General features: G+C 36.1%; 21 protein-coding genes. 7 read left to right on the top strand and 14 right to left on the bottom strand.

The window, feature by feature from the left end; translation table 11 throughout:
- Positions 1-3 precede the first annotated feature (3 nt).
- The 3 genes from VK161_RS05180 to VK161_RS05170 all read left to right on the top strand — a co-directional run bounded on the left by VK161_RS05180 (position 4) and on the right by VK161_RS05170 (position 3,596).
- Positions 4-846: a GNAT family N-acetyltransferase gene (locus VK161_RS05180; RefSeq protein WP_324213694.1), complete on the top strand. Its 843-nt coding sequence runs from the start codon at positions 4-6 to the stop codon at positions 844-846.
- Between the two features lie 288 nt (positions 847-1,134).
- Positions 1,135-2,553, top strand: coding sequence for a T9SS type A sorting domain-containing protein (locus tag VK161_RS05175; protein ID WP_324213693.1), 1,419 nt, complete (start codon positions 1,135-1,137; stop codon positions 2,551-2,553).
- A gap of 299 nt (positions 2,554-2,852) precedes the next feature.
- Entirely contained in the window at positions 2,853-3,596 is a 744-nt protein-coding gene (locus VK161_RS05170) for a hypothetical protein (protein WP_324213692.1), read from the top strand.
- Positions 3,597-3,733: 137 nt separating this feature from the next.
- Here VK161_RS05170 and VK161_RS05165 read toward each other — a convergent pair whose 3' ends face one another.
- Positions 3,734-4,576 carry an isoaspartyl peptidase/L-asparaginase gene (locus VK161_RS05165; RefSeq protein WP_324213691.1) on the bottom strand — a complete coding sequence of 281 codons (843 nt, stop codon included), beginning with the start codon at positions 4,574-4,576 and terminating at the stop codon, positions 3,734-3,736.
- Between the two features lie 152 nt (positions 4,577-4,728).
- A complete protein-coding gene (locus VK161_RS05160) occupies positions 4,729-5,601 on the bottom strand; it encodes a cyanophycinase (RefSeq protein WP_324213690.1) in 873 nt (290 codons plus the stop codon).
- A gap of 409 nt (positions 5,602-6,010) precedes the next feature.
- Between VK161_RS05160 and cphA the strand changes: the two genes are divergently transcribed.
- From cphA to VK161_RS05140, 4 genes are all read left to right on the top strand, one after another.
- Entirely contained in the window at positions 6,011-8,635 is a 2,625-nt protein-coding gene (cphA, locus tag VK161_RS05155; protein ID WP_324213689.1) for a cyanophycin synthetase, read from the top strand.
- Positions 8,636-8,704: 69 nt separating this feature from the next.
- A complete protein-coding gene (locus VK161_RS05150; protein ID WP_324213688.1) occupies positions 8,705-9,166 on the top strand; it encodes a DUF1569 domain-containing protein in 462 nt (153 codons plus the stop codon).
- 110 nt (positions 9,167-9,276) lie between these two features.
- Entirely contained in the window at positions 9,277-10,743 is a 1,467-nt protein-coding gene (locus VK161_RS05145; RefSeq protein WP_324213687.1) for a serine hydrolase, read from the top strand.
- A 94-nt stretch (positions 10,744-10,837) separates the two neighbouring features.
- Positions 10,838-11,356 carry a hypothetical protein gene (locus tag VK161_RS05140; RefSeq protein WP_324213686.1) on the top strand — a complete coding sequence of 173 codons (519 nt, stop codon included), beginning with the start codon at positions 10,838-10,840 and terminating at the stop codon, positions 11,354-11,356.
- Positions 11,357-11,439: 83 nt separating this feature from the next.
- On the opposite strand, the gene VK161_RS05135 is transcribed toward VK161_RS05140, so the two are convergent.
- The 12 genes from VK161_RS05135 to VK161_RS05080 form a co-directional block, all read right to left on the bottom strand.
- The gene (locus VK161_RS05135) at positions 11,440-11,928 is read right to left on the bottom strand and encodes a hypothetical protein (protein ID WP_324213685.1); all 489 of its coding nucleotides are present in this window, start codon (positions 11,926-11,928) and stop codon (positions 11,440-11,442) included.
- A 10-nt stretch (positions 11,929-11,938) separates the two neighbouring features.
- On the bottom strand, positions 11,939-12,316 hold the full coding sequence (locus tag VK161_RS05130) for a hypothetical protein (RefSeq protein ID WP_324213684.1): 378 nt from the start codon (positions 12,314-12,316) through the stop codon (positions 11,939-11,941).
- A 101-nt stretch (positions 12,317-12,417) separates the two neighbouring features.
- Positions 12,418-12,759, bottom strand: a complete 342-nt coding sequence (locus VK161_RS05125; RefSeq protein WP_324213683.1) for a hypothetical protein — start codon at positions 12,757-12,759, stop codon at positions 12,418-12,420.
- The gene (locus VK161_RS05120; RefSeq protein WP_324213682.1) at positions 12,746-13,135 is read right to left on the bottom strand and encodes a hypothetical protein; all 390 of its coding nucleotides are present in this window, start codon (positions 13,133-13,135) and stop codon (positions 12,746-12,748) included. Before VK161_RS05120 ends, VK161_RS05125 begins: the two co-directional genes overlap by 14 nt.
- A 16-nt stretch (positions 13,136-13,151) precedes the next feature.
- Positions 13,152-13,421 carry a YtxH domain-containing protein gene (locus VK161_RS05115; RefSeq protein WP_324213681.1) on the bottom strand — a complete coding sequence of 90 codons (270 nt, stop codon included), beginning with the start codon at positions 13,419-13,421 and terminating at the stop codon, positions 13,152-13,154.
- A gap of 19 nt (positions 13,422-13,440) precedes the next feature.
- Positions 13,441-13,593, bottom strand: a complete 153-nt coding sequence (locus VK161_RS05110) for a lmo0937 family membrane protein (RefSeq protein WP_324213680.1) — start codon at positions 13,591-13,593, stop codon at positions 13,441-13,443.
- A 26-nt stretch (positions 13,594-13,619) separates the two neighbouring features.
- Positions 13,620-14,264, bottom strand: a complete 645-nt coding sequence (locus VK161_RS05105; RefSeq protein ID WP_324213679.1) for a porin family protein — start codon at positions 14,262-14,264, stop codon at positions 13,620-13,622.
- A gap of 12 nt (positions 14,265-14,276) precedes the next feature.
- Positions 14,277-14,843: a hypothetical protein gene (locus tag VK161_RS05100; protein WP_324213678.1), complete on the bottom strand. Its 567-nt coding sequence runs from the start codon at positions 14,841-14,843 to the stop codon at positions 14,277-14,279.
- Positions 14,844-15,006: 163 nt separating this feature from the next.
- The gene (locus VK161_RS05095; RefSeq protein ID WP_324213677.1) at positions 15,007-16,791 is read right to left on the bottom strand and encodes a sensor histidine kinase; all 1,785 of its coding nucleotides are present in this window, start codon (positions 16,789-16,791) and stop codon (positions 15,007-15,009) included.
- Between the two features lies 1 nt (position 16,792).
- Complete coding sequence (locus VK161_RS05090; protein ID WP_324213676.1) at positions 16,793-17,239, bottom strand: response regulator; 447 nt, start codon at positions 17,237-17,239, stop codon at positions 16,793-16,795.
- 14 nt (positions 17,240-17,253) lie between these two features.
- Positions 17,254-17,814, bottom strand: a complete 561-nt coding sequence (locus tag VK161_RS05085; RefSeq protein WP_324213675.1) for an AraC family transcriptional regulator — start codon at positions 17,812-17,814, stop codon at positions 17,254-17,256.
- A 73-nt stretch (positions 17,815-17,887) separates the two neighbouring features.
- Positions 17,888-19,015, bottom strand: a complete 1,128-nt coding sequence (locus tag VK161_RS05080; RefSeq protein WP_324213674.1) for an AI-2E family transporter — start codon at positions 19,013-19,015, stop codon at positions 17,888-17,890.
- Positions 19,016-19,136 lie beyond the last annotated feature (121 nt).

The following is a 19,136-nucleotide window of genomic DNA, read 5'->3' as shown; positions in this document are numbered from 1 at the left end:
ATTATGACAGTGCATACGTTAGAAACTTTTTCGATCCAAGACATCACCAACGTGTTCAATCAAGCGTTTGACGATTATATTATTCCAATTCAACTGACGCAAATGAATTTGTTGGATAAAATCAAGTCGGAAAATATTTTTTTGGACTATTCCATCGGGATTTCTGTTGAAGGAAAACTCGTTGCTTTTATGCTAACCGGAATTGATTCTAAAGACAACACTATGCTTTCGTACAATGCTGGAACGGGTGTGATTCCCGAATTCAGAGGCAACCATTTTCCACAAAAAATGTACGATTATTTACTGCCATTACTCCGAAAAAACAACATTACCTATCACAAATTAGAAGTAATTACACAAAATACAAAAGCCATCCAAATTTACGAGAAATTAGGCTATCAAATCAGCAAGCAAGTCTCGTGTTTTAAAGGAACAGCCAGCGCTTCCAATTCGCCTTCACCTTTTATTTACAGGCGAATTGATGTAATTGACGAAAGCGAGGTACAACCGTTTTGGAATCATCAACCAACCTACCAAAATACACTTTCTTCCATCAACCGAAACAGTGAATTACACGAATCGATTGGGGCTTTTTTTAAAGGAAATTGCGTCGGTTACATCATTTTTGTAACAACCACTGGCCGAATCAAACAATTTGGAGTTCATCCTGATTTCAGACAAAAAGGCATCGGAAAACAGTTGTTCTATGAAGTTCAAAAAAACAACCCAAATTCTGAAATTTCACTCATCAACATCGATAATAACGACAGCGAAACCATTTCTTTTCTTCAAAAAATAAACCTGAACCGCACGGTTGAACAATTTGAAATGATACTTAATCAGTAGTTTTTTGAAGCAGTAATTTATCGTTCTATCAACACTCGTCCCGCTTTCCGTCATGCGCGGCATTTCCTCCAATCGGGGCTAGATTAGACATACTGTATTGCTATAGAAATCCACCTAAACTTAGTAAAATTGACACTTATTCCTAAAATCTTATCATCTTTCGGTCTTACAATCTTATAATCTTACAGTCTTAAAATCCTGCGATTTAAAAAAAAAATCCAAAACAAGGGTAACAAATTAAAACGTCGATTGATATAAAGTTGAATTAACCTTTAAAACTTATATATCATGAAATCACAATTACAATTACTCGTTATTACTTTCTTTTTTTCAGTAACTACTTTTTCGCAAGGAATTTCAAGCTGTTGGCGTGAAGTATCAGCGGGACAAAACTTTACTCTTGCCATAAAATCCGATGGAACTTTATGGGGTTGGGGACAAAACGGAAACCTTTTGGGACTTGGTTATTTTTCAGTTTCAGAAAACTTACCCATTCAAATTGGAACTGCCAACGATTGGATGACTGTATCGGCTGGAGGCAATCATGCACTTGCCGTAAAAACAAACGGAACCTTATGGTCTTGGGGAAGCGGTATTTTTGGTCAACTTGGGAATGGCGCTTTTAATTCGGCCACTTTCAATGTTACACAAGTCGGAACTGCTACCGATTGGATCAAAGTTTCGGCAGGATCTTTATTCAGTGTGGCGTTAAAAAACAACGGAACACTATGGACATGGGGAAGAAACAATGTAGGTCAATTGGGTAACAACACATTAATCGACACTAATCTTCCTGCACAAGTTGGAATAGCAACCGATTGGTCACAAATTGAAGCTGGTAACGAACACACATTAGCCATCAAAACATCAGGTGCTTTGTGGGCTTGGGGAAATAATCCATTCGGACAATTGGGCGACGGAACAACAAACATGAGCAACAATCCTATCGTAATTTCTACATTGGTTTGGTCGTCAGTATCGGCTGGATTTGATCACAGCATGGCATTAGATGCAAATGGATTATTATACACTTGGGGAAACAACACCAATGGCCAATTGTGCAACGGAACCAATACTTCAGCTAATATTCCCACTTTAGTAGTAGATGTAAGCGGTGCAATCAATTTCTACATGGTAATTTCAGCAGGTCAAACCCACTCAATGGTCATCCGAAACGACAACACACTTTGGACATCCGGTCAGAATAACTTCGGACAATTAGGCATCGGTAACAATACCAACACCAACGTTCTTAATCAAGTTGGTACAGGAAATAACTGGCAACTTATTTCGGCTGGATTTGTGCACTCTCACGCAATGGAAATCGGAGCCAATCTTTGGTCAGCCGGAAGAGGTTTAGAAGGTCAACTCGGTGTTGGAGGAAATGTAAACTCAAATGTAATCGTAATGGTAGGTTGTCCATCAACACTTTCAAACTCAGAAGTAATTGCCGAAATCAACGAAGTAAAAGTGTATCCCAACCCAACCAACGACATTGTAAACATCGATTACTCTATAGAAAATTCTGAAAAAGTAACTGTAATCGTAACTACAATTCAAGGTCAAACGATTTCAACCACCACAATGGACAAAACTAGCGGTACTAATTCAGATGCTATTGACTTGTCGAATCAAGCCAGCGGAATGTATTTCATCACTATAACTTCTGAAAGCTCAAGTTTCAACACTAAAGTCATCAAACGATAAGAAAATAAACCCTAATTACAATCCCAATCTCAATTCAAAACGAGGTTGGGATTTTTGTCATTGCGAGAGCTTGTCCCGTATTTTCGGGAAACGAAGTAATTTGAAGCAGAAGTTTACGATTCTATCACCACTCGTCCCGCTTTTCGTCGCACGCGGTTGCTCCTTCAATCGGGGCTAATCAAGCCATTTTGTTTTTCAGTTTCAACCCTTCAATAGTCTTAAAAAAATTAAAGGAAGTATAACATTTACCTAACAATTGGATAATGTTAAATAAATAAACTTTGTAATAATTAAACTATATGACAGAAAACCAAAAACAACTTTGGGATCGGATATCCCAGTTCGAATTTGACAAGACTCAAATTCAATTCAACTTCACAGACAGACTAGCAAGGGAAAACAATTGGACGAGAAGCTACTCTAACGAAGTTATAGAAGAATACAAAAAGTTCATTTTTCTATGTTGCACACTACCCAATGGAGCCACTCCATCAGACCAAGTCGATCAAGTATGGCATTTACACCTTACCTACACCAAATCCTACTGGATTGATTTCTGCAAGAACACACTACACCAAGAGGTTCATCACAATCCTACCGAAGGCGGATTGAGCGAAAAAAACAAATTCAACACTATCTACTCGCTCACCAAAGAAGAATACCTAAAAGCCTTCAATCAAAAACCACCCATTGAAATTTGGCCCGACAATCAAGAGCGATTCAGTGAAATCCATTTTGAAAGAGTCAACAAACACCGAAATTGGGTCATTTCAAAACCGCATTTCAACTGGAAGAAAAAAGCCATCGGATTGCTACTACTCGCTTCCATTTTGACAGCAATACAAGCAACACCGGCTGAAAACGAGTCTTCGTGGACTTGGATAGTGATTGTGGTTTTTATAATACTGAATGCTGTTTTAAAAAGAAAAAATGGAAACTCAGATGGCTCAGGTTGCTCCAGCGGTTGTTTCTTCGACAGTGGTTGCTCGGGAGACGGCGGATGTTCAAGTGGTTGCGGCGGATGTGGCGGTTGCGGAAGTTAATTCAACTAAAAAATTAAACAGTAGAAGACGCCAATAGAGCGTCATTTTTTTTGCCTGAACTAAAAATTTGAAAAGCGATAAGATTCATTGAAATCTTCCATCTAAGTAGTCTAACTTTCTAAGTCAGTCTAAATAATCTATCCAAAAACTTCCTCATTCTCACCATCAAAACTGGCAAAAACCATACTTGGATGTGAATCTAAGTGATATGCATTCCCGTTTTTATCAATCGCTATTGCGCCAGCAAAACCATCGTACGGCTTTAATTCGGCAAAAGTCTTTTCAAAGGCTTTTTCTAAGGTAAATCCATCGGTTACACGAGTAACAATTTTAGCAGCAACTGCGCCACTTACAATGTCTTCTCCAACTCCGGTCAAACTTACTCCACAATAGTGATTCGCATAATTTCCAGCTACAGTAGCCGAATCCGAAATGCGTCCCGGAATCTCAAATCCTTTTCCACCTGTTGAAGTCGCCGCCGCTAAATTTCCATTCGCATCCAACGCCACACAACCCACAGTTCCGGTTCCGGTTGCCGCAAGTTTGGCTTCGTATTCTTTTCTTCGTTGCTCAATTTCAGTTGAAAACACCTCAAATCCGTGTTGACGTGCAAAATTCGTTGCTCCACTTCCACCCAAAACTCGGTCGTCTACCTTCATCAATACTTGCGCTACTTGAATTGGGTTTTTAACGTCTTCAATGTTAATTACACCACTGAATTTTTCAGTAGTTCCATCCATCAGTGAAGCACTCATTCTGATCTTTCCGTCGCTTTGAATCTGCGAACCAATTCCGGCATTGAACAACGCATCGTCTTCCAACAACGAAACCGCATACACTACCGTTTCTACAGCCGAATGCGTTTTCAAATACTCATATGAATCCTTCACAATACGCAACAACGCTTGCTGTTTAGCTACTTTTGTTTCGTGATTGGTTGATGATTCGGAAAAGAAACCTCCGTGGATGATTAGTTTCATTTGATTTTTTGATTTTGTGACTGTAGGGTTTTATGACTTTAGGACTGTAAGACTTTAGGACTGTATGACTTTGGGACTGTAAGACTGTAAGATATTTAATATCTAAAATCTTGTAATCTTACAGTCTTGCAATCTTACAATCTTAGAATCCTCTAAACGTATTGCGAACTTTTAATCGTCATTTTAAACGTATCCAAGTCGAACGTGTCGTATTTACTCATTACGTGTGTAACTAAATGATTAATCGATATCGGGTGACCCAATTCTACTTGGGTTAAATTGGTATCTTTTACTTCTCTTCCATCTACCAAAATAACTAAGCCTGATCCAATCGCTTCCATTTGTCGGCCATTGGTAATCAACAATCCAGTATCTTCACCCAAACCAATTCCGAGTACTTTCGGATTGCCTACAACCGATTGAAACAAACGTCCAATACGACCGCGTTGCACAAAATGTGTGTCAATAATTACATCGTCAATCAATCCTAAACCTGAAGTTATTTTTACTTCACCTTTCAACAACGCCTCTGAACTGCTTCCTTGGTAAATCATATTGCTTGAAGCAGCAGCTGCACCAGCCGAAGTTCCCGCATAAATAAACTCTTCATTAAAATACTTTTCCAATAAAATATTGTGAAAAGGCGTTCCTCCCAAAATAGAGGTCAAACGCAATTGATCACCACCCGTAAACATTACCACATCAGCTGCTTTCAAACGAGCCAATGTTTCAGGTTCCATCGCTTGTTCTCTGCGCTCAATATGCAACACATCCACATTATTTGCATTCAAATAACTCAGTGCTTTTACGTATTCCGGTCCAATTTCTCTCGGAATCTTAGAAGCCGTAGTAATTACTTCAATTCGAGATAATTCTTTATGTTTTGATTCCTTAATGACACGCTTCAAAATGCCTTCCTCAAAAAAATTCAAATTCTTAGGAGCATTTTTGTCTAAATTGGTTTCGCTAAAACTGCCTTTGTCAACAGCACCGCCAATTATTATGAGTTTTCCTTTTATTTCCATGCGGTAAAAATAACGATTTCTTAAAACTACGCAAACCAATTTTTTGTTTTTGAAACAAAACTTATTCGGCAGTTTTCAACAATTGGTAAAGCCTATTTTTTTTTTTAGAAGCAGAAAATTTTCGTTCTTTACAACACTTGTCCCGCTTTACACTCTATCTCTCCGCTGCGCTTCGAGGATGCCGTTTCAATCGGGGCTAGAATAGAAAATCCTGTACTTCATTCAACTTTTGAATTATTCATAGCGACTTTGAGACTTTGCGGCAAAATCAAAACCTTGAAAATCAACACTTATTCAACCTTACGAATAAAAAACTAACTTTTTCTCACAAAAAAAGCACCATACTAACAAATATTTTTTATTTTTAACAAATTCATTACCACAATACAAATTACAATTCTATATTACTATGAAAATCGATAAAATTCAAGCGCTACGTGGACCCAATATTTGGAGTGTTCAAAGAAAAAAATTAATCCAAATGCGTCTAGATCTCGAAGACATGGAAGAACGTCCAACCAACAAAATAGAAGGTTTTAGAGAACGAATTGAAGCCATGTTCCCAACCATGATTGAGCATCGTTGCTCTGAAGGAGTTCGCGGCGGATTCTTCTCTCGCATCGAACGTGGTACTTGGATGGGACATGTGATCGAACACATTGCGCTCGAAATTCAAACTTTAGCCGGAATGGAAACAGGCTTTGGACGCACACGCGAAACAAAAACTCCGGGCGTTTACAATGTCGTTTTTAGTTACACCGAAGAAAACGTCGGAATGTACGCTGCCGAAGCTTCGGTACGAATCGCCGAAGCATTAATAGACGGAACCGATTACGACGTAGAAGCCGATATACAAAAAATGCGTGAAATTCGCGAGCGCGTGCGTCTCGGACCTTCAACAGGTAGTATTGTAGAAGAAGCCGTGGCTCGTGATATTCCTTGGATTCGCCTTGGAACCAACTCATTAGTACAATTAGGTTACGGTGTCAATCAAATGCGTTTTCAAGCTACCATAACATGTAAAACAAGTAACATTGCGGTTGATATCGCTTGTAATAAGGAAGAAACCAAACGCATGCTTGACTTAGCTTCGATTCCGGTAGCAAGTGGCGGCATTTGTGTTGACGAAGAGGATTTAGAAAATGTAATCAAAAAAATAGGTTTCCCCATCGTAATTAAACCACTCGACGGAAACCACGGAAAAGGTGCTTCCATCAACGTAAAAAACATAGAAGATGCCAAAGCGGGATTGGCTTATGCAAAAAACTATAGTCGTAGGGTTATTGTAGAAAAATTCATCACAGGTTATGATTTTCGTGTGTTAATCATTGATAACAAACTAGTTGCTGCAGCGAAAAGAGAACCTGCTCACGTAAAAGGCGATGGCAAACAAACCATTCAACAATTAATTGAAGAAACCAATAAAGATCCACGCAGAGGTTACGGTCACGAAAATGTGCTTACCCAAATCGATGTGGATCGTGACACTACTGATTTGTTAGATAAATTAGGTTATACTCTCGAAACGGTTCCACGTAAAGACGAAGTAGTGTATTTAAAATCAACTGCCAATTTAAGTACTGGTGGAACTTCAGTTGATGTAACCGATATGATGCACCCAGAAAATATTTTCTTATGTGAACGCATTTCTCGTGTCATCGGATTGGACATTTGCGGTGTAGATATCATGGCCGAAAACTTAACACAACCGTTAAAAGAAAACGGCGGTTGTATTCTAGAAGTAAATGCTGCGCCCGGTTTCCGTATGCACTTAGCACCATCGGAAGGTTTGCCAAGAAACGTGGCTGCACCTGTAATTGATATGTTGTATCCACCGGGAAAACCAAGTCGCATTCCGATTATTGCCGTGACAGGAACCAATGGAAAAACCACCACTACTCGTTTGATTGCGCACATCGTAAAAAATAATGGTTACCGAGTTGGATTTACCACCTCGGACGGTATTTACGTTCAAAACCATTTAATGGAAAAAGGAGATACAACTGGACCCGTTTCTGCCGAATACATTTTGAAAGATCCAACGGTAGAATTTGCCGTTTTAGAAACCGCTCGCGGCGGAATCTTACGCGCTGGTTTAGGGTTCAGTCGTTGTGACATCGGTATCATCACTAACATTCAAGAAGATCACTTAGGGTTGTCTGATATACATACTTTGGATGATTTAGCCAGAGTAAAAGCAACTGTAGTTCGCAGCATCAAAAAAGACGGTTGGGCCATTTTGAATGCCGAAGACGATCAGTGTTTGAAAATTGCCAACGAATTGAGTTGTAATGTCGCTTATTTCTCAATGGATGAAAACAATCCGAAAGCGTTGCAATTTGCCAAAGAAGGTAAAATTGTAGCCGTGTATGAAAACGGATTCATCACCATCAAAAAAGGAGAATGGAAAATTCGGGTAGAACGCGCCACTCACGTTCCGTTGACTATGGGCGGAAAAGCCCGCTTCATGATTGCCAACGTTTTGGCAGCTACTCTTGCCGCTTATTTACAAGGATTCAAAACCGAAGATATTAGTTTATCGTTGCAAACCTTCATTCCGAGTGCCGCTCAAACTCCGGGTAGAATGAATATTTTCGAATTCAAAAAGTTCAAAGTATTGATTGACTTTGCTCATAATCCTGCAGGCTACAAAGGTGTGGAAGAATACTTAAGCAGTGTTGAAGCTACTAAAAAAATCGGAATCATTGCTGGAGTTGGAGATCGTAGAGACGAAGACATTAAAGAATGTGCAACAATTGCCGCTCGCATGTTTGACCACATCATCATTCGTCAAGAAAAATACCTCCGCGGACGAACTGAAGAAGAAATCATTGGTTTAATCATGGAAGGAATTAAAGCTTCAGGGAAAACGGTAACTTACGAAATCATTCCAAAAGAAACTGAAGCCATCAAGCATGCCATCAGCAATGCCGAAGATGGAACGTTCATAACAGCGCTGAGCGATGTAGTAACTAATGCTATTGAAATTGTTCAAAGTTATTTGGATAAAGAAAGCGAAGAAGGTAATTCGTAATCACTACTATACTGATTAATAAATCCCAAAGACTTTATTGTTTTTGGGATTTTTTTATACATTTATTCCATGCAAAATTTACAAAAACTACTAACCCAACTTGAAAACAAGATTGGTTCTTATGAAAAGACAAATCCTTCTGTTTCTAATTCAACTGTTGGTTGGCAAATTGAACACAGTTTGAAAACAATTTTCGAAGTTATTCAATCGGTTAAAAACTCAAATCCAAACGATTATAAGTGGAAATTCAGTTTCAACAAAGCTTTAATTTCCACTATAGGTTTCATTCCACGTGGTAAAGTTAGAGCTCCAAAATTGGTTGTCCCAAATGAAACCATTTCGGAATCATCATTAAAGAACAGTTTGCAAAAAGTAAAAGAAGCGCTTCACGAATGGGATTCGTTTGATAAAAACGCCTATTTTCCACATCCTTTTTTTGGACATTTAAATAAAAAATCAACCGAATGGTTTTTGAATTTGCATACGAAACATCACCTTAAAATTATAAATGATATTTGTAGAAAAGAGTAATTCCATTTATCTGAAAAACAAATTCATACGCAACAACAAATCCTAGAGACAGTATCGTTTTTGGGATTTTTTTTTTAACTTTACTACCAATCATTAAATCATCAATCATCATGAAAAATCAAATCAATTCAGCTGTTGTAAAAACAGCATTCTTTGCTAGTGTATTTTTTCTAGCCACATTCATCTCTTCCTTCGCGCAAACCAAAGCCGAGAAAATCGACCAACTCATGAGCAAATACGCTGAGTACGAACAATTCAACGGTTCGGTTTTAGTTGCCGAACAAGGAAAAGTCATTTTCAAGAAAGGCTATGGAAAGGCAAACATGGAATGGGATATTCCGAATCAATCCAACACCAAATTCCGTTTGGGTTCGATTACCAAGCAATTCACCTCAATGTTGATTTTACAACTATTTGAACAAGGAAAATTAAAATTAGATGTTCCTATTACCGCTTATCTTCCCGATTATCCCAAAAAATCGGGTGATAAAATTACCATTCATCATTTACTGACGCATACTGCTGGAGTTCCGAATTACACTTCGTTTCCTAACTTCTTTAAAGAAACCAGTAAAGATTATTACACTCCAGAGCAATTTGTAAAATTATTTTCTGATTTACCGCTTGAGTTTGAACCTGGAACTAAATTCGCTTACAGTAATTCGGGTTACTTTTTATTGGGTTACATTATCGAAAAAGTTTCCAGTAAAACCTACGAAGAGTGTTTGCAAACTCAAATTTTGACTCCGGTAAAAATGACCAATTCAGGTTTTGATCATACCGAACTTATTACCAAAAACAGAGCAGCCGCTTATGAAAAAAGAGGAGATGTATTTGTAAATGCAGCGTATATTGATATGAATTTGCCTTATGCTGCAGGTTCGATGTATTCGACAGTAGAAGATTTATACCTTTGGGATCAAGCCTTGTATGACAATAAATTGATCTCCGAAAAGTCAAAAGAACTGTATTTTGGCAAGCACGTTGTAGATGATGATGGATTTTATGGCTATGGTTGGGGATTTTATGAACTGCCTTTAGATGAGTTTAAAAAAGTCGAAATCATTCAACATTCGGGTGGAATTAACGGTTTTAATACGTTGATTTCAAGAATTCCAGCCGATAAAAATCTTACTGTATTTTTAAATAACACCGGAAGTACCAATTTGAATGAAATGAATACAGATGTAAGAGCTATTTTATACGACAAACCGTATACTTTACCTAAAATGTCGTTGGCCAAAATCTTATATAAAGACATCAACTCAAAAGGAATAGATAAGGCGTTACTGAATTATAATGAAAACAAAAAAACAAATCTGTACGCTCTCAAAGAAAATGAGATGAACTCACTTGGCTATGAACTCTTGCAGACGGGAAAAGTGAAAGAAGCCATCGAAGTATTCAAACTAAACGTTGCAGCTTATCCAAAATCGGGAAATTGTTACGATAGCTTGGGCGAAGCCTATTTGGCCAGTGACGATAAAAAACTAGCACTTTTGAATTATAAGAAATCGGTAGAATTGGATCCGTCGAATGAAAACGGCAAGCGAATCATTAAAGAACTATCCGAATAGTTAACTAGGAACAATCACTGATATTTAAAATAAAAACTCCCAAATATCGTTTCAATTTTGGGAGTTTTCCGTTTTTAAAATCATCCATAAAATAATGAACAAAATACTACTCTTTCTTTTCATTGTGCTTTCAACATCGATTAATTATGCGCAAGAAATTTCCCTTCCGCAAAAAAATAAAGACGTAATTGAAAGTGTAGTGAAATTCGGTCCAACGATATCTTCCACATATGAAAAAGCAGTTTGCACCGAATTGGTCATTCAAATTCTAGAAAAATTTACTCCATTAACCAAAATTGATAAAAGTCGGATTCGTATCATAACAAATCAAGACATTTACGGCTTATTAAAACAAAATTCACCGATTCCGAAAGGCGTTTATCATGCTCTCACTTCTAAAGGAATAGGAGAACCTATTGATGAATTATCCAACGTTTTACCGGGTGATTTTGTACAATTTTGGACGGGAACTTGGGGACATTGTGGTATTGTAAAATCGGTTGATTTTGAATCCAAAACAATGGAACTGTATTCTTCGTTTCCTTCAACTAACGGTTACGGTATACAAACTTTTGATATACCTAAACAGTGTTACTTTGTTCGTTTAAAATAAATAGGGCTCGACTTAAAAAAAGCCGAACCCTATTCCCCTTTTAAACAAAAAACCAATTTTTAAAACCTAAGTCTTATTTATTTTTAGAAACGGTATCTGATTCCTAATGCGATATCCGGTCCGAAGTTGTCTTCTCTAAAATCGTCTGAGTTGAAGTAAAATTCTGGTCTAAAGTCAAGTGATAATTGAATTGGCACATCAAAATTGTATTCGATACCAATATCTCCTGCAGCCAAAACGAAAGCACCGCTGTCATCGTTACCATTTTTGTCGTAACTCCAACTTCCTAATCCACCACCCAATCCGGCGTACCAATTGAAACCTCCATCGATGTTCCAAACCCATTGGTGTAATCCTACTATCTTAATCGCGTCAACATTATTGCTGTTTCTCCAACCCAAGTCGAATTCCAAACGAGTTTTGTTGGATAAACCTCTTTGATAAGAAATTTCTCCTCCAAATCCGTCGTTATCACCTAGTCTTAAACCTAGTGCGTTTTTAGAAATATCTTGAGCGTTTGCGCTAAATGCTAATCCGATTAACATAATAGCAGAAAGAAGTGTTTTTTTCATTTGTTTCATTTTAATTAATTTTTGTTTCTGTTGATTTTTGTTCTGGTTTAATTTTAGTTGTTTCCAACTTTATTTTTTCTTGTTCTACCATTATTTTGGATTTGAATAGTTCAAACTGAATCGTCGATTCATTCAACTCCTTTTCAATGGTTTCTTTGTTGTTTATTTTGTTTAAAGCGAGTACTGCGTTTGTTTTTTTTTGATCGTTTAGTTGTTGTATTTTGCCCCAACTTGTAACTGCGGTTTCTGTTTGTAAAACTTCAACTGAATCGACAAACTTTGAATAGACTTTCACATTTTTTTCTGCATTTTGTCGTTCTACATTTTTACATGAAACGATTGAAATTAATGTGAAACATCCGATTACAATCCAATTAAAACTTTTCATTTGTACTGCATTTATTTGATAACAAAGTTAAATTGCAGACCAAATAAAGGTGTTATAGAATTTTTTAATTTCGTTATATAATTTGAATCTCAGTTTGCTTTTTAAGACATTTTCTCGTCAATTTTTCTCGAAATAAAATAGGTCATTCCGTATTGTAAAGCATAACCCATTACTTTTTTAATGAATGAATTGCTTTCACCCATAATCATCTTTTTCGAAAGATATCCGCCAGCGATACTAACCACTGATTCGAGTAAATTTCTTCTGACGTACGGTGTTTCCCGAATATCCACCAAAGCCTGATTCAAAAGATTCACTGGTTTCAATTCGTTGTATACTTGGTGGAACTGCGACCTCATTTGAGCAAATTCACTATTTCGTTTTTCTTGCATCTGCAAGATGAGATCATCAAGTCGCTCGGATTGGTTTTTATACGTTTTCATCGGCTTCTGTTTCGTTGGGTTGATGATTCATTTTGGTTTTCATTAATTTTTCAATTACCAAGTTGGTAATCGGTATTTTGATGAACTGATTTCTAAACACATGCAATACAACTGCCAAAATCAGATAAAAAAGCGAAACAATCATAAAGCCCAAATAGTATTCGCCCATCATTTTCCCGATAAAAAGAGCAATTCCAATATTGACAAACAAAGTGAACATTGCAACAACCATCACAATTGCCATCCGCGCCATCAATGAAGAAGCTACATCAGCCGTTTTATCAATTGCATTCAGTCTAAAAAGTTCCATACTGGTTTCAGTATACTTCTTTGCCTTATCATAGAGCAATTCGATGTTTGTTGCAGTAGTGTCCATTTTGTTTTAATTTAAATTATGGGTTTACTTTACCTTCTAGAGTTTGCAACTCTTCTTTTCCTTTTTCTAGCAAATCTTCTCCCGATTTTACTAATGAGTTGTATTTTTCAGAAAGAGAATCCAAATAATCATCAAATCCATCTTTCAAATCATCTTTTGCTTTGTTGGCTCGATCAAGAATTTTCTTTCTTGTGTTAGTTCCTTTGTCTGGCGCGAATAATACTCCTAAAATGGCTCCAACGGCTAATCCACCAACTACTCCTAATACTACATTACTTGTTTTCATACGTTCTGTTTTTTATAAATTATAATTCTTTTCCTTTAATCAATCTTAGTATTACAGCAATAACTGCAATGACTAACAAAATGTGGATGATGTTTCCTAAGCTGTAAACAAAGAAGCCTAAAGCCCAAAGGATTACTAATACCACGGCTATGGTGTACAATAAATTTTGCATAATTCTAGTTTTTAATTGGTTAGTGGTTAATTAAGTTTTAACGCCATGTACAAACTCAAGTTGCTGTTTTTACCATCAGGAGTTGTATACGTTACACCACCAAAAGATCGTTCTTTACCTACAGTAGTCAAACCGTAGTTGTAACGGAATCCGATTCCTATATTGTCAAAATCAAAACCAAATCCGGCTGATAAACCTGCATCAAATTTGTTGAAATCATCGTTATCATAATTTTGTTCAAAATCGAAATTGGCATTGCTTGACTCATTAGTCACTTGCGCATCAATCAAATAGGCAAAATACGGTCCGGCGTGAATATTGAAATTCTTCATAATATTTACTTTCAATAGTACTGGAACTTCAATGTAATTCAGTTTGAATTTGGCAGTTCCTTGTGCGAAAGCATTGTCATAAACCAACTCTGCTCCTTTTCTGCTGTATAAAAATTCGGGTTGAATGGCTACCGATTCTGTAATGGGTAATTTGGCATAAAAACCCGCATTAAAACTAGTCAACACGTTGTTGTCGTCTACATCTTCAGTGTAAAGATTCGAGAAATTTACTCCACCTTTTACCCCAAATTCTGCTCCGGTTGAAGTGGTTTGTGCAAACGTTAGGACTGTTCCTAATGTTGCAATTACTGTTACTAAAATTCTTTTTGTCTTTTTCATGGTGTTCTACTTTTAAATGTTTGTATTTGTTACTGCGTATTCTAATTGTATTAAACTCAAATTCAATTTTGTTTTGGACTGAATGGCTAAAACTTTAATGTCTATATCGGTTGTATTAATCTCTAAATCATCCAATAATTTCATCTCTTCTTTTATTTCTTGAACTGCTGTAGCGATAAAATTCTCTTCATTCAAAATACTTAATACGTTTGTGCTATTAGAATGAAATGGATTGAAAAGCACATCGGGTAATGAAATCAATTTTTGTGTGGCCAACTGATTCAAGCTCTCATTGATGCTCAATTGATTTGACTGTACTTTTTTTGAAACTTCTTTTATTTTGTCGTTGAGCTTACTCTTTTCAATGTTCTCGCACAATTCAATAAGATTCAGATTTACTTTTGTAATTTCTACTAATAATTTTGCATCTTGTTTATTGACTTCTATTTGCTGCTTTTCTACAAATGATGATTGTTTATTGGTATTTTTCTTTTTAAAAACACAATCGCTTAACAAAAAAGCGGATGCTATAACCAGCAATAAAAAAAGTAATGTACTTGATGTTGATTTCGTTTTCATTTTAGCAATCTTAATCTATGGTACAAAGTTGCAACGGTTTTCAGTGTTTGTTGTTACACCATTTTAAACTAATCTTATATAATTTCTATTTTGGCTCCCAAAACAAGGACATAAAAAAAACCTCAATCGCTTGAGGTTTTATAAATACTACTTTTATACTGTTTTATGCAGGAAGATAAACCGTAAAAACTGCGCCTTTGTTTGGTTTGCCAACAGCAAAGATGTATCCTTTGTGGTTTTCGATGATTTTTTTACATATGGAAAGGCCAATTCCGGTTCCTGAATATTCGTCTTTTTCGTGCAATCTGCTGAAGAGTACAAAAATGCGTTCGGCGTATTCTTGCTCAAAGCCAATTCCGTTATCAGTAAACGTAATTTTATGAAACTGATCTCTTGCAATCGAATTGAATTCTTTTATATCAGTGGCTTTTACTTTTTGGTGGGTAATTTTAATGACTGGCGCCACGTCTTTTTTACTGTATTTTAGTGAATTGCTAATTAAATTCAAAAACAATTGCTGGATTTGAAACGGAATTACTTCCAAAGTGGGAAGTTCATCACTAGTGATTTGAGCTTTTTTCTCGTTAATAATTTCGGCTACATCCTGTTTGGCACTTTCTAACAAATCGTTCAAATTAGACAATTCGAACACTTTTTCAGCTTTGTTGGTTCTTGAAAACTGAAGCAAATCGTCAATCAACAATCGCATTCTACTGGCGGCACTTTTGATGCGTTCAAAATATTGTTTTCCAGTATCCGAAAAATGCTCCAGTTCTTTGTCTTCCAAACGCGAAATAAAGGTTTGAATTTTACGCAGTGGTTCTTGTAAATCATGACTGGCAACATAGTTGAATGCCGAAAGTTCTTTATTGTTTTGTTCTAGTTCTTGGTTTTTTTCTTCCAAAGAATGGAAACTTTCGTGCTCAACGGTGATGTCGGTAATCGTTCCGATGAATTTTTCATTGCCTGACGAATCTTGCATCACTCTACCAAAAGCACGGACGTATTTTACTTCGCCTTGTTTGGTTATTAATCGGTATTGCAAATCGTCCAATCGATTGGATTCTCTCATTTTATCGCCTTCACCACGAACAAATTCAAGATCTTCCGGATGAATGTACTTGGTGAAATTTTCGTTGGTAGCTTCAAACGACTGAGGTTCTTCTCCTAGCAATCGGTACAAGTTATCCGAAAAATGATAGTTTTGAGTTTCCAAATCTCTGAACCAACTGCCCGATTTACTTACAATTTCTGCCTGATTTGACAATTCTTGAAAAACACTCAGTTGGTTGTTTTTGTGCTTGATTTTATTAAAATCGGTGTTGACTTTATAATAGGCCATTGCAATTAAACCCAAGGTAAAAATGAGCAACAAGTATATAAAGTTGGGAGTAGTTTTGATGTAATCGTTGTTGATGTTTTCTCTTTCTACTAACAATCTATTCTCAATGGCAATCATTTTATTGACCTGAGTTCTGATTTCGTCCATGCACACTTTGCCTTCTTTAAACGTATCAAAAAAAGCTTTGTTCCTGATCTGATTGCGCTCTACCATCAATTGCGTCTTGGAAAAATTCACAAATCGTTTATTGATGTAGAGATAAAGTTGTTTTAAATTTTTCTGTTGGACTTCGCTCTCTTTAGTGAGTTTTTTTAGAATGACAAAAGAGTTATTGACTTTCTCGCGGGCTTGAATGAAAGGTGTTAAATAAATAGAATCTTTGGTAATGGTGTAACCGCGATTACCCGTTTCGGCGTCTTTCAAGTGTGAAATGATTTGTTCGAGTTCCAAATTTACTTTGTAAGTATTGGTAACCAAATCGTAGGAGTCCGACAAATCACCAATATGTTTGAAAGTAATACTCGCAATAAAAACCATAATAATTACCGCTATGGCAAATAAAAATCGGATGATTACAGGAAACTTCTTAATTCTATTTCTAGGCATATTACATTCGCAATAAAAAATTATCTTTATTCAAACCGTTGGTGTGGTACTGCCAATTGATCGTCACTACTTCGGATAAAATCTTTTTCAAAGTACCAAAATCATCGGGTTTTTTGATGTAAATATTGGCGCCTTGAACAAATGTATTCTCAATATCATCTTCTGAAGCTGAAGTAGAATAAATAGCAATCGCAATATCATCAAATTTGGAATTGGCTTTGATTTCTTGCAGGCATTCCAAACCATTTTTTCGTGGCATATTCAAATCGAGAAACAACACATTAGGCAATTGAACATCGTCTTGATTGAGGTAATTAATCAATTCAACCCCATCGTTTAGTGTTTTTACTTTAGTGTTGATTTTCAATTCTTCAAAAGCGTCAACAAAAAACAAACGGTCGTCTTCGTCGTCATCGGCTAGTATAATATGGATATAATCGTGTTGCATTTTTTTGTGTTTAATTAACTATTTTTTTGAGCTATTTCTCGGCGTTTGGTAATGATTCTCTGAAACGCTGAAGGTGTAATTCCGGTTGTATTTTTAAATTGTGTACTCAAATGCGCCACACTCGAATAGTTGAGTTTGAAGGCGATTTCAGTAAGACTCAATTTATCATTGATAATCAATTGTTTGGTATATTCAATTTTTTGTAGGATGATGTAATTCTCAATCGAAGTATAGGTTACTTCTGAAAATAAATTGGACAAATAACCGTAACTGTGATTGAGTTTATCGGCCAAATACACCGAACTTTTTACATTGGGCGCATCTTCACTAAAAACCATTTCAGTAATGCAATCTTTAATTTTTTGCACCAATACCGTTTTTTGGTTTTCGATGATTTCAATTCCGTAAACACTTAGTCCATCGGTCAATTGATCCATTTGCTCTTTGGAAATGGTTTCAAGGAATTCTACTTCACCAAAACTCACCACTTTGTATTTGATATTGAGTTGATTGAGTTGATCTTCCAGTACTTTCTTGCAAACAGCGTTGAAATCGAATTTTACAAATAATGTCATGTGAATAAGGTTATGAATGTAAAAATAGCTAAAAAGAAGTTGATTTTAGTGAAGTTGACCACTTATTTAACGACTAAGAGTTCAAAGCGGCTTTTTCCATTCTGATTTTTTTCCACAGTTTCAATCGAAGCATTCCACGGTCTTTTAGATGTTTGTCTACCGGTTCACCGATTAAAAATCCGTAGGCTTCAAAACCGGGAATATGATCGAATAATATTTTAAGTGTGGCTGTAATGGGCAAGGCCAAAATCATTCCTGCTGTTCCCCAAAGCATGGAAAATAACAATAATGAAGTTATGGCGATAAATGCATTGATACTGACTTTTGAACCCGTGATTTTAGGTGTGATGAAATTGCCTTCTAAAAATTGGATGAACCAAAAAATTCCGATTACGCCTACCGAATACCAAATGGAATCTTTGGTAGCCAGAGCAAATAATGCGGGCAAAATAGAACCGATTATAATTCCAATGTAAGGTATTAGCAATAAAAAAGCCGCAAAAAATCCGAAGAAAAAAGCATTTTCAATTCCGAGTAAAAGCAATCCGACACTGTTCATCAATCCAACAATTAAAATCACTTTGGTTAAACCCGAAAGGTAATTTTGTTGTACATGATAGATTTTTCGGAGGATTACATTGATTTTTGATTTGGATTGCGAGCGAAACAATTTGTAAACAAATGTTCTGAAGAAAACGCGGTAATACAAAAAGAAAAAAATGTAAATCGGTATCACAACTAAATTACCTAATAGCGAACCCGATTGCGATATCAAATTGGTGATTTGGTCAAAATTATCTTTTATAATGTTCTCTATTTTTAGATCATTACGCGAAATTAGATTGTTTTCTTTGAATCCGAAATTGGTTTCAAAATACAGCATTGATTTGTAATAGAGTTGGGATATTTTTTCGACATAAGTATCGCTTTTATCAACAAAAACACTCATTTGATTGAAAATCAGAAAGGCCAAAACCACAACTGAAAACATCAATAGAAATAAGGAAACAGTAGTAGCCAGCAAACGATTGCATCTCCATTTTTTCTCCATGTATTTTTGTACAGGAAAAATCATAACACTCAAAATAATAGCTACAAAAAGCGGAATAATGAAGGGTTTCAATACGTAAAGAATAAATACTATTGCAATAAAAGAAAATAATCCGGTAGCAATATGGGTTGATTGTTGGGTTGACTTCATAAAAGGGATTTAAAAAAACTGCCTAAAAAGTGTTTATTATAACCATCAAATAATTTAAAGCTTTGAAGGCAGTTGTTCAATTATGTCGATTACAAAGTTAGTACCGCTAAAAAAAAACGTA

It is taken from the genome of Flavobacterium sp., assembly GCF_035299245.1.
Classification (GTDB): Bacteria; Bacteroidota; Bacteroidia; order Flavobacteriales; family Flavobacteriaceae; genus Flavobacterium.
Note: the sequence above shows the minus strand (reverse complement) of the source record. Positions and strands in the feature narration are given on the sequence as shown.

What these genes read in the sequence shown, in the direction of transcription:
- VK161_RS05165 (WP_324213691.1), bottom strand. Translation starts at nt 4,576, where the DNA reads ATGAAACTAATCATCCACGGAGGTTTCTTTTCCGAATCATCAACCAAT.
- VK161_RS05160 (WP_324213690.1), bottom strand. Translation starts at nt 5,601, where the DNA reads ATGGAAATAAAAGGAAAACTCATAATAATTGGCGGTGCTGTTGACAAA.
- VK161_RS05085 (WP_324213675.1), bottom strand. Translation starts at nt 17,814, where the DNA reads ATGACATTATTTGTAAAATTCGATTTCAACGCTGTTTGCAAGAAAGTA.
- VK161_RS05115 (WP_324213681.1), bottom strand. Translation starts at nt 13,421, where the DNA reads ATGAAAACAAGTAATGTAGTATTAGGAGTAGTTGGTGGATTAGCCGTT.
- VK161_RS05130 (WP_324213684.1), bottom strand. Translation starts at nt 12,316, where the DNA reads ATGAAAAGTTTTAATTGGATTGTAATCGGATGTTTCACATTAATTTCA.
- VK161_RS05095 (WP_324213677.1), bottom strand. Translation starts at nt 16,791, where the DNA reads ATGCCTAGAAATAGAATTAAGAAGTTTCCTGTAATCATCCGATTTTTA.
- VK161_RS05180 (WP_324213694.1), top strand. Translation starts at nt 4, where the DNA reads ATGACAGTGCATACGTTAGAAACTTTTTCGATCCAAGACATCACCAAC.
- VK161_RS05080 (WP_324213674.1), bottom strand. Translation starts at nt 19,015, where the DNA reads ATGAAGTCAACCCAACAATCAACCCATATTGCTACCGGATTATTTTCT.
- VK161_RS05135 (WP_324213685.1), bottom strand. Translation starts at nt 11,928, where the DNA reads ATGAAAAAAACACTTCTTTCTGCTATTATGTTAATCGGATTAGCATTT.
- VK161_RS05120 (WP_324213682.1), bottom strand. Translation starts at nt 13,135, where the DNA reads ATGGACACTACTGCAACAAACATCGAATTGCTCTATGATAAGGCAAAG.
- VK161_RS05175 (WP_324213693.1), top strand. Translation starts at nt 1,135, where the DNA reads ATGAAATCACAATTACAATTACTCGTTATTACTTTCTTTTTTTCAGTA.
- VK161_RS05090 (WP_324213676.1), bottom strand. Translation starts at nt 17,239, where the DNA reads ATGCAACACGATTATATCCATATTATACTAGCCGATGACGACGAAGAC.
- VK161_RS05100 (WP_324213678.1), bottom strand. Translation starts at nt 14,843, where the DNA reads ATGAAAACGAAATCAACATCAAGTACATTACTTTTTTTATTGCTGGTT.
- VK161_RS05145 (WP_324213687.1), top strand. Translation starts at nt 9,277, where the DNA reads ATGAAAAATCAAATCAATTCAGCTGTTGTAAAAACAGCATTCTTTGCT.
- VK161_RS05110 (WP_324213680.1), bottom strand. Translation starts at nt 13,593, where the DNA reads ATGCAAAATTTATTGTACACCATAGCCGTGGTATTAGTAATCCTTTGG.
- VK161_RS05125 (WP_324213683.1), bottom strand. Translation starts at nt 12,759, where the DNA reads ATGAAAACGTATAAAAACCAATCCGAGCGACTTGATGATCTCATCTTG.
- VK161_RS05105 (WP_324213679.1), bottom strand. Translation starts at nt 14,264, where the DNA reads ATGAAAAAGACAAAAAGAATTTTAGTAACAGTAATTGCAACATTAGGA.
- cphA (WP_324213689.1), top strand. Translation starts at nt 6,011, where the DNA reads ATGAAAATCGATAAAATTCAAGCGCTACGTGGACCCAATATTTGGAGT.
- VK161_RS05150 (WP_324213688.1), top strand. Translation starts at nt 8,705, where the DNA reads ATGCAAAATTTACAAAAACTACTAACCCAACTTGAAAACAAGATTGGT.
- VK161_RS05140 (WP_324213686.1), top strand. Translation starts at nt 10,838, where the DNA reads ATGAACAAAATACTACTCTTTCTTTTCATTGTGCTTTCAACATCGATT.
- VK161_RS05170 (WP_324213692.1), top strand. Translation starts at nt 2,853, where the DNA reads ATGACAGAAAACCAAAAACAACTTTGGGATCGGATATCCCAGTTCGAA.